Source organism: Neobacillus terrisolis (assembly GCF_051233475.1).
GTDB lineage: Bacteria > Bacillota > Bacilli > Bacillales > Cytobacillaceae > Bacillus_BU.
Genome location: NZ_JBKFGH010000013.1, coordinates 225,121 through 237,639 on the forward strand (window position 1 = coordinate 225,121; position 12,519 = coordinate 237,639).

The window sequence follows — 12,519 nt, forward strand, 5'->3', positions numbered from 1 at the left end:
AGTAATGTAAATGGAACATGTAAAAAACTTAAATAATCTCTCTAATTTTATGCAAGACAAAACTAAAAAAGATCAATATTGGTATAATCTACTGGTAGTAGCTGCCTTTTCATATAATTCTATACTTCGTTATTTTATAGAGGTTTTTGAACGGATACCATTCATAAATTATTTTAGTGGGTTTGTAGTTCCTATAATGTATATTTTTTTAATTGCAATGTGCTTGAAAGGGATATTAAGCTTTGTACGACTTCGTGACATACTCTTTATTTTTGTTTTTATAATACTTTTATTATTAACTTGGCTTATTAGGCCTGAAAACGGGATCTATATTCGTGAATTTTTACCAGAAATTTTGTTATTTTATTTACCATTTTATTTTTTGGGATTATCTTTTATTACAAATAAAAGCATGATTAATTGGCTATATCGTGTGTCTTTGGTAGCTTTAATGATTAATTGGGCATATCTTGCATATTATTATTCAACGGGCAGAGTTTTTCATATTGACAGTATGTATGAATCTTATACTATGTTGTTACATGTTATGATAATTGTTTGGCTTACGTTGAGAAAGCTAACAATAACGAAATTGATGTTTTCTGTCGCTGGTTTTTTATATCTTTTATCGATGGGGACCAGAGGTCCAATTGTTATTTTACTCTCTTTTATAGTTATATATATAATTTTCAAGACAGCAAGAAATATAAAAATAAAAATCTTATTTTTTATATTATTTATTGTTTTATCGTATATATTTTTATTTACTAATGTAATAACAGAAATAGTTAAATGGATCAGTACAATCATTGAATCGATGGGGTTATCTACTCGGGTTTTAGATTCATATTTGTATGGTCATGCACAAGATAGTATTGATGAGCGAACTAATATATATACACTATTATGGTCAGCCCTTTGGGATAAACCAATTACAGGATATGGTATATACGGTGAGTATCCATTTATAGGTTGGTCGGCGCATAATTTATATCTACAAATGTGCTTTGAATTTGGATTAATAGTAGGTCCTATCTTAATAATGATATTCATAAGTATTTCTGCACAGGCTATCTTTAGAAATGTAGATCCTATAGCCAAAGAATTCGCATTGATATGGGTATGCTATATATTTATTCAAGGCTTTTTTGGGGGAAATGTTATAAGTTTTTATGTCTTTTTTTCATTAGGATATTTTCTTAGACTAATTCGTTTAAAAAAGTATTATATAAAAATATTACGAAAAAATAGAGTGCCAAAATTATAATGTGAGTAAAATTACGATTAATACTTGTAATCAATTGAAATGGATTTGGAGGCAAATAATGCGTTTTATAATATTAATGAATATAAATAAGAATACAGCCCAGAATTATAGAGTTGTTAGGTTGTTAGTGGAACAACTAGAAAAAAGAGGCCACTATGTGAACTGCGTATTTCCTTCATATACAATTAAGGAGTATAAAAGTAATAAAAAAAGAAAAGGTGTTTATACATTTTTTTATTATAAACCAGCTGAATACTCCAATCATTTCTTATATAGTCTTTCAGAATTTAAGAATAGGCCACTAAAGTTGATTACTTTGCTTATTTCTAAACCACTTTATAGTATTAAATATTTGATTGATCGTACATTGCAAGCTCTAGGAATAAGAAATATTGAGGAACTTAGATATAAACGGTGTCTCGAAGCTGCAAATAGAAAAATAAATGCAGATATAGTGGTTGGAATAAGTAATCCTTTTTCATCCGCAATGACAATGGCCATTGCAACTGGCTCTTATAAAAAAATATGGTATCAAATAGATCCACATTCATTAAACGGTATTATGAAAGAAAATGAATTAAATTATGAAATTGAGAGAGAACAATTTATATATGAACAATCTGATAATGTTATTGTTCAACCTTTAGCATATAAAGAAATTAGAACATCACCATTTTTTCCGTATTTGGAGAAATGCAATTCCATGCAATTCCCTTTAATAAGACCAGTTAAGCATAAATTAAGTTCTAGCCCCTTTAATTTCGACAAAAAATACATTAATTGCGTATTTGCTGGAGCTCTAACGCAACGCATAAGAAGACCCGAATATATGTTAAGTTTATTTAATGCATTAAGTAAGTATAGAATAAAGCTTCATATATGGAGTGGTGATTTGCAAGCAGCTCAAAGACAGCAGCTCGCTTCCCTATTAAGTAATAATGTTGAATTTCATGGTTCACTTGAATACAATAGTATGATTTCAGTTTTAAATGAAGCAGATATATTAGTTAACCTAGGAAATAGTAAATCAAACCAATTTCCGTCAAAACTTCTTGATTATATATCCATAGGGAAACCTATTTTAAATATATATAAGATAGATAATTGTCCAACTTTGGACGTAATAGAGCAATACCCACTGGGTATAAATGTATCAGAGAAAGAGGATATTGATGATGCTTCTAAAATAGTTATGGATTTTATAGAAGAATACAAGGGTAGAACCATACCGTATAAAGAGGTGGAAAGTTGTTTTAGAGAATTTACACCTGAACAAGTAGCTGATAAATTTTTGAATATATGCACAAAGGTAAGTGCTATGTGATCTATTACTCGATACCTGAAAGCTGACTTATAAAATTTATTTAGAAATTACCGCTAAAGGTTCTTCATAGATACCATTGTCTTTAGGTCTTTATCTTTATACGCACATAAGAAGGACAGTTAGTAAATATTAAAATTGTCCTATTTATTAAGTTTAAATAGTAATATCTTGGAGGATTCTTTATGAAAAGTACTAGAAATAGTATCTTTGGAGGAATAGTATGGAGGTTTTTGGAGCGTATTGGTGCACAAGGTGTTTCGCTAATTGTTTCTATCATATTAGCTCGTCTTTTATCACCAAATGATTATGGTATGGTTGCATTAGTTACTGTTTTTACGAACTTTGCAATGATATTCGTTGTTTATGGCTTTGGTAGTGCACTGATACAAAAAAAGGATTCTGATGTAGTTGATTTTTCCACCATATTTTATTTCAATATAGCCACAGGTATCATATTATATTTTATTCTTTTTTTTACTGCGCCTTATATTGAAGCATTCTATAATGTTGATGGTTTGTCTCTGATAGTGCGCATAATGGCGCTATCTGTGATTATATCAAGTATTAACAACGTTCAACAGTCGTATGTTTCGAAGACAATGCAGTATAGGTTATTTTTTTATTCTACTTTAGTTGGTACGTTAGTTTCAGCTATTGTGGGTATTTACATGGCATATGAAGGTCTTGGTGTTTGGGCTCTAGTTACACAAAACTTATTGACCCAATTGATAGGTGTGGTTGTTTTATGGTTTACAGTTAAATGGCGTCCAAAATTAGTGTTTTCTTTTAAACGTCTAAAAGAATTATATCATTATGGATGGAAGATTATGGTTGTAGGGTTATTCGATACAGTATACAACGAGTTAACTAGTTTAATTATTGGAAAATTGTATACTTCTGAAGATTTAGCTTTTTTCAACAAGGGACAACAATTTCCAAAGCTTATTGTTACAAATATCAATTCATCGATTGATTTAGTATTGTTTTCCGCCATGTCAGAAGTCCAGGATGAAATAGATAGAGTAAAAAGGTTAACTCAACGATCAATTAAAACTAGTACCTATATAATTGCTCCAATTATGATGGGGTTAGCAGTATGTGCAGACCAAATAATAGAACTGTTATTAACTAGGAAATGGCTCTCCGTAGTACCATTTCTTCAAATATTCTGCATAATATACTTTTTTATACCGATAAATACTGCCAATTTACAAGCAATCAAAGCAATTGGAAGAAGTGATATATTCTTAAAGTTAGGGATAATAAGAATTATAGTAGGTATCACCGTTTTAGTTTTTTCAATGTGGTATGGTGTATATGCAATGGCATTAAGTGCGGTTATAACTATGATAGCAAGTGTATTTATTAATGCATATCCTAATAAAAAATTGATTGGTTATGGTTATATTGAGCAAGTCAAAGACATGCTTCCTAGTATTATTCTTTCCTTTATGATGGGCGCTATTATAAATATAATAAATTTTATTGACATGAATACGATATTATTACTCATTTTAAAAATAGTTGTGGGAATAGTTTTTTACATTTGTATTTCATGGTTATTTAAGGTTGAAAGTTTTTTATATTTATTAAACATTATTAAAAACTATTTACCAAAACGTAAATTATTAAAGTAATAAAAAATTGCTTTTGTAGAATATAAATAATATAAATTTTTTGGAGGATAAGACATGTTTAAAAATAAAACTTTACTAATTACAGGCGGTACAGGATCTTTCGGAAATGCTGTTATGAAAAGATTTTTAGATACAGATATTAAAGAAATCCGAATTTTTTCTCGTGATGAAAAGAAGCAAGATGATATGAGAAAATTCTACAAAAATGATAAGCTTCGGTTTTATATTGGCGATGTAAGAGATTTAAAATCAATTAAAAATGCTATGCATGGAGTAGATTATATATTTCATGCCGCAGCTCTAAAGCAAGTACCTTCTTGTGAGTTTTTTCCACTAGAGGCAGTAAAAACAAATGTTTTAGGGACAGATAATGTTCTAACTGCTGCCATCGAATATGGTATTAAAAAAGTAATCTGTCTTTCGACTGATAAAGCAGCCTATCCAATTAATGCAATGGGGATTTCAAAAGCTATGATGGAAAAAGTTTTTGTGGCAAAGTCAAAAACTGTTTCTCCAGATAAGACTCTTATTTGTGGTACGAGATACGGTAATGTAATGGCCTCACGTGGATCTGTTATTCCATTGTTTATTGAACAGATTAAAAGTGGACAGCCGTTAACTGTTACAGACCCAAATATGACGAGATTCCTTATGAGTCTTGAAGAGGCGGTTGAGTTAGTAATTTTTGCTTTTCAAAATGCTGAAGCAGGAGACATTATGGTTCAAAAATCTCCAGCTAGCACTATTGGTGATCTAGCCCAAGCTATAAAGGAATTATTTAATGCGGAAAATGAAATTAAAATTATTGGAACCCGTCATGGAGAAAAACGTTATGAAACACTTCTTACAAAAGAAGAATATGTAAATGCAGAAGATTTACCAGGTTTCTATAGAGTGCCTGCCGATCAAAGGGATCTTAACTATGATAAGTACTTTGCAGAGGGTGACCAAAAGTTAAGTTCAGTTGAAGAATATAATTCTGATAATACACAGATTCTTACTATTGAAGAAATCAAAGAAAAATTACTTGAGTTAGATTATGTTCAAAGCGAATTAAGTGAGTGGAACAAAAAAGTTCACGTGTTAAACTAGAGGGTGGAATAACAATATGAATATTCTTGTTACTGGAGCAAATGGTTTTATTGGAAAAAATCTTGTTGCTGAACTTAGAAATAGAGGATTTTGTAATATATTTGAGTTTACTAAAGAAAGTGACCCTTTACTTCTGGAAAAGTATACAAAAGAATCTAATTTTGTATTTCATTTGGCGGGTGTTAATAGACCAAATGATGAAAAGGAATTTATGGAAGGGAATTTTGGATTTACATCGCAATTGCTAGAGTTGCTAAAAAAACATGGTAATAGAGCACCTATATTAATTACATCATCTATTCAGGCAGAAAAGGATAACCTTTATGGAAGAAGTAAAAAGGCTGCTGAAGAGTTACTTGTTAATTATTATAAAGAAACAGACACACAATTTTATATATATCGTTTACCTAATGTTTTTGGAAAGTGGAGCAAACCAAATTATAATACAGTGATAGCCACATTTTGCCATAATATAGCTAGAGATTTGGATATTCAAGTAAACGATCCATATGTAGACCTCACTCTTTGTTATATAGATGATGTATTGGAAGAGTTTTTTAGGGCTCTTGAAGGAAAGCCAACAATACAAGGTGGTTTCTGTGTTGTTCCTGTAACACATAATATTAAACTTGGAGAATTGGCTGAAATTATAAAGGCTTTTAAAGAAAGTAGGATAAATTTAAGCATTCCCAATATGAATAATACCCTAATTAAAAAATTATATAGCACTTACTTAAGCTTTTTACCAGAAGATAAGTTCTCTTATGACCTTAAAATGAATATTGATCACCGAGGATCATTTTCTGAATTCATTAGAACATCTGAGAGAGGCCAAGTTTCTGTAAATGTATCAAAACCTGGTATAACAAAAGGAAATCACTGGCACCACACTAAAAATGAAAAATTCTTAGTTGTTAGTGGAGAAGGTTTAGTCCGCTTTAGAAAGATAGATTCAGATGAAATTATTGAGTATAAAGTAAATGGAGAGAAGTTACAGGTTGTTGATATTCCTACTGGATATACACACTCAATTGTAAATATAGGAGAAAGTGACCTAGTAACAGTAATGTGGGCAAATGAATGCTTTGACTCAGAAAAGCCAGACACATACTTCTTGGAGGTATAATTTAATGAAAAAATTAAAAGTTATGACAGTTGTTGGTACCAGACCGGAGATTATAAGACTGTCAGCTGTTATTAATAAACTGGAAGAATCAAATTCTATTGAACATACTCTTGTTCATACAGGCCAAAATTATGATTATGAATTAAATGAAGTGTTTTTTAAAGATTTTAATTTGAAGAAACCTGATTATTTTCTAAATGCAGCTACTGGTACAGCTGTAGAAACGATTGGAAATATACTGGTTAAAATTGATCCTCTTCTGGAAGAAGTAAATCCCGATGCGTTTTTAGTTCTTGGTGATACAAATAGTTGTTTAACTGCAATTGCTGCGAAGAGAAGACATATTCCGATTTTCCATATGGAAGCTGGTAATCGGTGCTTTGATCAAAGAGTACCAGAAGAAACAAATAGAAAAATTGTAGATCATACAGCAGATATTAATTTAACATATAGTGATATTGCTAGAGAATATCTTCTCAGAGAAGGTTTCCCTTCTGATCGTATTATAAAGACTGGAAGTCCGATGTTTGAGGTTTTAAATTCTAGAAAAGATGACATTGAAGCATCCGATATCCTAGAAAGATTAGGATTAGAAGAAGGTAAATACTTTGTTGTATCTGCTCATAGGGAAGAAAATATTAATTCAGAAACTAATTTTATGGAGTTAGTTGCTAGCTTAAATGCTATTGCAGAAAAGTATAAAATGTCCATTGTTGTAAGTACACATCCTAGAACCAGAAAAATGATTGAGGCGAAGGGGATAGAGTTTAATTCTTTGGTGAATACTATGAAACCTTTAGGGTTTAATGATTATGTCAAACTTCAAGTCAATGCAAGAGCTGTTCTTAGTGATAGTGGAACCATTAGTGAGGAATCTTCAATTCTTGGGTTTAGAGCACTTAATATTAGACAAGCACATGAGAGGCCAGAAGCTATGGAAGAAGCATCAGTTATGATGGTTGGGCTTAAGAAGGACCGTATTTTACAAGGGTTAGAAATATTGGAAACACAGGATAAAGGTATGTTAAGGATTGTAGGAGATTATAGTATGCCTAATGTTTCGGAGAAAGTTTTAAGAATATTATTATCGTATACCGATTATGTTAATAGAGTTGTTTGGGGAAAATAATAATATTCTAATCATTAAAAAGAGGAGGTAGAGGATAATTAAATGAAAATTACAATTGCAGGGACAGGCTATGTAGGGTTATCAAATGCAGTACTATTGGCCCAACATAATGATGTTATTGCTCTTGATATTATTCAAGAAAAAGTGGATATGATTAACAATAAAAGGTCTCCTATTATTGATAATGAGATAGAAGAGTTTTTAGTAACAAAAGACTTAAACCTAACTGCTACAACTGATTGTTATAAAGCTTATAAAGATGCAGATTTTGTAATCATTTCTACACCAACAAATTATGATCCGGAGAAAAATTATTTTAATACTAGAACTGTTGAAGCTGTTATTGCTAATGTTTTATCTATTAATCCAGATGCGGTAATGGTAGTTAAATCTACAGTCCCAGTTGGTTATACAGAAAAAATAAAAGAGAAATTTGAAACGGATAATATTATGTTCTCGCCTGAATTTTTACGTGAAGGAAAGGCGTTGTATGACAACTTATATCCTTCACGAATAATCGTTGGTGAACAATCTAATAGGGCTCAAATATTTGCTAACTTGTTAGTTCAAGGCGCTATTAAAAAAGATATTGATGTTTTATTTACAAATTCAACAGAAGCGGAAGCTATTAAACTATTTGCTAACACATACCTTGCGATGAGAGTCGCATTTTTTAATGAGCTCGATTCTTATGCAGAGGTACGAGGATTAGACAGTAAGCAAATAATTGATGGAGTAGGTCTAGATCCGCGAATTGGTAATCATTATAATAACCCATCGTTTGGATATGGTGGTTACTGCCTACCTAAAGACACAAAGCAATTATTAGCCAATTATTCTGATGTTCCTAATAATATAATGACGGCAATTGTAGATGCGAATAGAACAAGAAAAGATCATATTGCAGAAATGATTATTAAGAAAAATCCAAGAGTAGTAGGAATCTATAGGCTTACCATGAAAATGGACTCAGATAATTTTAGACAGTCAGCTATCCAAGGTGTCATGAAGCGTATTAAATCTAAGGGTATTGAAGTTGTTGTATACGAACCAGCACTTCATGAGGAGACTTTCTTTAATTCTAGGGTGATTAATGACTTTGAAGACTTTAAAAGAGTTACAGATGTAATCGTAGCCAATCGATTATCTGATGATTTACAAGAAGTTGAGGATAAAGTTTATACAAGGGATTTGTTTAGTAGAGATTAGTAGAAATATTTAACGATAAATTTCTACCCTTATTAGGAAGTGAGAATAGATATAACAATTATGATAACTGGCTGAGCTGGATACATTGGTTCCCATACAGTTTGATATTTTTTAGGTCACCAGCGAAGATATTATTGTTGTTGATAATTTGTAGAGTGGTCATAGAGTTTCAGTTTAGCTGCCGTTTCGCATCCCCACGGTAAAACTTTGATTCAGACCCCAGTTGTTCCAACAGCCCTTTAAAAAAGTGGCGCGGTGTTAATTTAGAATCGGACAGATAAAGGATGTGAAATTTTCCTTTGTCCAATCCGTCCACAAACTTACGGATTGTCGTCGTCTTTCCTGCACCACTATCTCCACAAAGGACGGCAAAAAGATGTCTTTCGGCTGCATATTTTAGCCTTCCGAGAATTTCTTGCATCATGGAGGAATCATAAAGTTGGTCGGTTGGCAGATCTCTAGTGAAAGTGTGATGTCCATTTCATAGAAAGCTTCAAACACGAGAATCATCCTCCTTCCAGACGGAACGGAAGGATGCGGGAGGTTTCTCTCCAGGTTTTCGTTTGATTCTAAGTGCAGATATTTTTGTATGTGCATATTTTTGGTATTGATAACAAAATTGGGTGAACATATAGGGGTTTTCACTGTTCAGATAACACATTTTGCATTATTTATCCTAAATAGAGTAAGAGTCACACCTTTCTTCGCAAGTTCTTTATGGACATACTCGTAATCAGGCATACTTGTGGTTCTTAACTTTCGATTGTTCAGGAAAGAGGTAACCTTGAAGCTCTCCATCTGTGACATCAAATGATAACCGCCGAGAATATCACGTTTTTTAGCTCGTTCTAAGACAGAGGTAATAGTATTCTGGAACATCAACAACTAGAAGCGATGCGTCTCTAAGTCATACCTTAACCGTGTAGCCTTAACATTTCCCGGTACCTAATCAAAAAAACAACCTCCTATAACGATAGAATCACTGAATATACAGTGTCATCTTCATTTTAGAAGGTTGTTCTTTTTCCGTGAAACTGATTCAATTTTTCCGAGGTAGTGGTTCAAATTCTCCGTGAAGCAGGTTCATTTCTAGTGAAATATTCAGTTATTAAGATCCTTTAATTGGATAATGGCGTTTTTAAGAGTTTTTGGCTTATCAAAACCATGTGCAATAGTTGTTCTAAATGTACCCAGATAACTGGCGGTAACCATACCATAGTCCCCTTTGTTTTCGAAACCAACAAACTTAAATATGATGTTTTCATTTTCGGAGTGGAGAATCAACTGTTTGATTTTTGGCATTTCACCACCACCAAATCATAATTTATATGGATAAAAATATGTATTTGAATATTGCCATCGAAAAGGGACAGCTATGCCATGTTTCAGGGACACTAGTGACAGAATTGGGAGCCATTTATGCCATAATAGAACCACTACTACTGGTGATAGACCAGAGCTACAGCAAAGCTGCTGGCCATTGACTTTAGGATTAGTCGGTGGGGAATACATAAATGATATTTACAAAAATTATTCTTGATGTGGGTATTAACTCTAAACAAAGAACCAGATAAGTCTCGGTTCTTGTTAAAGTTTTGGTCAATGTGGGATATATCTTAATAGGTAAATGTAGTAAATTATTAGTAGGTCATAGAGGATACTAGTCATCCGTTTCTTCTAGATCAATAATTTCACGAATATCGTTAATGTTAAGTGATTCTGCGATACGTTCAATATGTCCCATGTGAATGTTTTGCCTCTTTTGATTGGCTAATTCACTTAATGCTGCATGGCGGATGTCTGTTTTACGAGATAATTCTCTTAGAGACATATTTTTATTTTTAATTAGATGATGAATTTTCACAACGACTTTTTTTCCCATAGTTCTCCCTACATCCAATTAAATAGACTATATAGAGAACCTAACATATTAAAAATCCCGAAGTGGTACGCCTTTGCGTATTGCTTCGGGATTTAAATTTATCCCCAAATTTCAAGTACAGCCTAATTGGGATGTTAAAATGGTTTCACTTTCTTTCTCCAGACACAACTTTTCCTTTAAGTTATCAAATAAATTCTACTGGATATCTGCTTTGCTTTTATCCAAATTAATAGTTAACAAAAGGAACATATCATGCAATTGATTTTCCAATATAGTATTTGGTATCTTTGAGGAATAGGAATGGATTTACGGTTTTGTAAATTAATGATGGATTAGTAGGGTTATTTTTTCATTTACAGCACATTAGTATTCTATAGATTAAAAAAATAATACTTGTTTTCGTAATGAATAGGATTGAGGGGTAAAAATGAAAAAGGTCGAAACTTTATTACCGGGGGTAGTGGTGATTGAACCAAAAGTGTTTGGTGATCATCGGGGCTGGTTTATGGAGACATTTAATGATGTGAAGATGAAGGAATTGGGATTAGATTTTTTCCCTGTTCAAGATAATCATTCTTATACTGCTGCAAAGGGCACGATAAGGGGATTGCATTATCAAATGAATCCTAATGCACAGGCGAAACTTGTCAGATGTACGAAGGGTGCCATTTTTGATGTTGCCGTGGATATTAGAAAGGGTAGTCCGACCTTTGGGAAATACGTTGGGATTATTCTAGATGAGGAGAATAAAAACCAATTGTTTATTCCAAAAGGCTTTGCACATGGTTTTATGACTTTAACCGATCATGTGGAGGTTCAATATAAAGTGGATGAGCTGTATGCACCTGAATCTGACCGTGGGATTATTTGGAATGATCCCGAGATTGGTATTGAGTGGCCAATCGATCTTGTTCCTGTGTTATCCCAGAAAGATGAACATGCTCCACTGCTGGAATATGCAGATAATAATTTTATCTATGGAGAGTAAATGATGAAAATTTTAGTGACGGGTTATACAGGCCAAGTTGGGTATGATGTTGTTCAAAAAGGAATACAGCACGGCTTTGACATGATTGGTGTCGGTTCAAAAGAATTGGACATAACAGACGAACAATCGGTTTATCAATTTGTAAACGAAGTAAATCCTGATGCTATCATTCATTGTGCAGCTTATACAGCAGTTGATCAAGCGGAAAACGAAAAGGAAATCTGCTGGAATGTGAATGTGAACGGTACTAAATATTTGGCAGCTGCTGCAAAGAAAGCGAAAGCAAAGTTCGTCTATATTAGCACAGATTATGTCTTTGACGGGGAAGGCTTAGACCCTTACACGGAAAGGGATTTGCCAAAACCAGTGGGATATTATGGTGTAACGAAATATGAGGGTGAAAAACGGGTTCAGTCTCTGTTAACGGAATGGTTCATTGTTCGAATCTCATGGGTATTTGGTATGAATGGGAAAAACTTTGTGAAGACGATGCTCCGTTTGGCAGAAACTCAGGGTGAGTTAAATGTTGTCGGGGATCAAGTTGGTTCTCCTACATACACGGGTGATTTAGCGGGATTATTATTGGACATGATTCAAACGGAACATTACGGAATTTATCATGCAACAAATGAAGGCTTTTGTAGCTGGGCAGAATTTGCAAAGGAAATTTTCCTCCTATCAGGGAAAGAAGTGAACGTTCATACTATCACGACTAAGGAATACCCTACAAAAGCAATTCGTCCTAAAAACTCTCGACTATCAAAACAAAAATTACTTGAAAATGGTTTTGAGTTATTACCAAGCTGGCAGGACTCATTAAAGACATACATAGCGGAATTAGAAACTATAAAACGTGGGTGAATAC

The 12,519-nt window shown here is 32.7% G+C and carries 12 protein-coding genes; 9 read left to right on the forward strand and 3 right to left on the reverse strand.

Annotation, left to right across the window (positions count from 1 at the left end; genetic code table 11):
* The first annotated feature begins 10 nt into the window (after positions 1 to 10).
* The 7 genes from ACI48O_RS09650 to ACI48O_RS09680 all read left to right on the forward strand — a co-directional run bounded on the left by ACI48O_RS09650 (position 11) and on the right by ACI48O_RS09680 (position 8,784).
* Entirely contained in the window at positions 11 to 1,267 is a 1,257-nt protein-coding gene (locus ACI48O_RS09650; protein WP_435561586.1) for an O-antigen ligase family protein, read from the forward strand.
* A 58-nt stretch (positions 1,268 to 1,325) separates the two neighbouring features.
* The gene (locus ACI48O_RS09655) at positions 1,326 to 2,591 is read left to right on the forward strand and encodes a glycosyltransferase (RefSeq protein ID WP_435561587.1); all 1,266 of its coding nucleotides are present in this window, start codon (positions 1,326 to 1,328) and stop codon (positions 2,589 to 2,591) included.
* Positions 2,592 to 2,773: 182 nt separating this feature from the next.
* Entirely contained in the window at positions 2,774 to 4,228 is a 1,455-nt protein-coding gene (locus ACI48O_RS09660; RefSeq protein ID WP_435561588.1) for a lipopolysaccharide biosynthesis protein, read from the forward strand.
* Between the two features lie 54 nt (positions 4,229 to 4,282).
* Positions 4,283 to 5,320, forward strand: a complete 1,038-nt coding sequence (locus ACI48O_RS09665) for a polysaccharide biosynthesis protein (protein WP_435561589.1) — start codon at positions 4,283 to 4,285, stop codon at positions 5,318 to 5,320.
* A 16-nt stretch (positions 5,321 to 5,336) separates the two neighbouring features.
* Entirely contained in the window at positions 5,337 to 6,446 is a 1,110-nt protein-coding gene (locus tag ACI48O_RS09670; RefSeq protein WP_435561590.1) for a capsular polysaccharide biosynthesis protein CapF, read from the forward strand.
* Between the two features lie 4 nt (positions 6,447 to 6,450).
* Positions 6,451 to 7,575 (forward strand): non-hydrolyzing UDP-N-acetylglucosamine 2-epimerase, encoded by a 1,125-nt coding sequence (wecB, locus tag ACI48O_RS09675; protein WP_435561591.1) that lies wholly within the window; start codon positions 6,451 to 6,453, stop codon positions 7,573 to 7,575.
* A 42-nt stretch (positions 7,576 to 7,617) separates the two neighbouring features.
* A complete protein-coding gene (locus tag ACI48O_RS09680; protein WP_435561592.1) occupies positions 7,618 to 8,784 on the forward strand; it encodes a nucleotide sugar dehydrogenase in 1,167 nt (388 codons plus the stop codon).
* Between the two features lie 169 nt (positions 8,785 to 8,953).
* Here ACI48O_RS09680 and ACI48O_RS09685 read toward each other — a convergent pair whose 3' ends face one another.
* From ACI48O_RS09685 to ACI48O_RS09695, 3 genes are all read right to left on the reverse strand, one after another.
* Positions 8,954 to 9,208, reverse strand: a complete 255-nt coding sequence (locus ACI48O_RS09685; protein ID WP_435561593.1) for an AAA family ATPase — start codon at positions 9,206 to 9,208, stop codon at positions 8,954 to 8,956.
* A 677-nt stretch (positions 9,209 to 9,885) separates the two neighbouring features.
* Positions 9,886 to 10,086, reverse strand: coding sequence for a hypothetical protein (locus tag ACI48O_RS09690; protein WP_435561594.1), 201 nt, complete (start codon positions 10,084 to 10,086; stop codon positions 9,886 to 9,888).
* Positions 10,087 to 10,444: 358 nt separating this feature from the next.
* Positions 10,445 to 10,666, reverse strand: coding sequence for a helix-turn-helix domain-containing protein (locus tag ACI48O_RS09695; protein WP_435561595.1), 222 nt, complete (start codon positions 10,664 to 10,666; stop codon positions 10,445 to 10,447).
* A gap of 427 nt (positions 10,667 to 11,093) precedes the next feature.
* On the opposite strand from ACI48O_RS09695, the gene rfbC reads away from it, so the two are divergent.
* Together rfbC and rfbD are read left to right on the forward strand one after the other, a co-directional pair.
* A complete protein-coding gene (gene rfbC / locus ACI48O_RS09700) occupies positions 11,094 to 11,654 on the forward strand; it encodes a dTDP-4-dehydrorhamnose 3,5-epimerase (RefSeq protein ID WP_435561596.1) in 561 nt (186 codons plus the stop codon).
* 3 nt (positions 11,655 to 11,657) lie between these two features.
* On the forward strand, positions 11,658 to 12,515 hold the full coding sequence (rfbD, locus tag ACI48O_RS09705) for a dTDP-4-dehydrorhamnose reductase (RefSeq protein WP_435561629.1): 858 nt from the start codon (positions 11,658 to 11,660) through the stop codon (positions 12,513 to 12,515).
* The last annotated feature ends 4 nt before the right edge of the window (positions 12,516 to 12,519 follow it).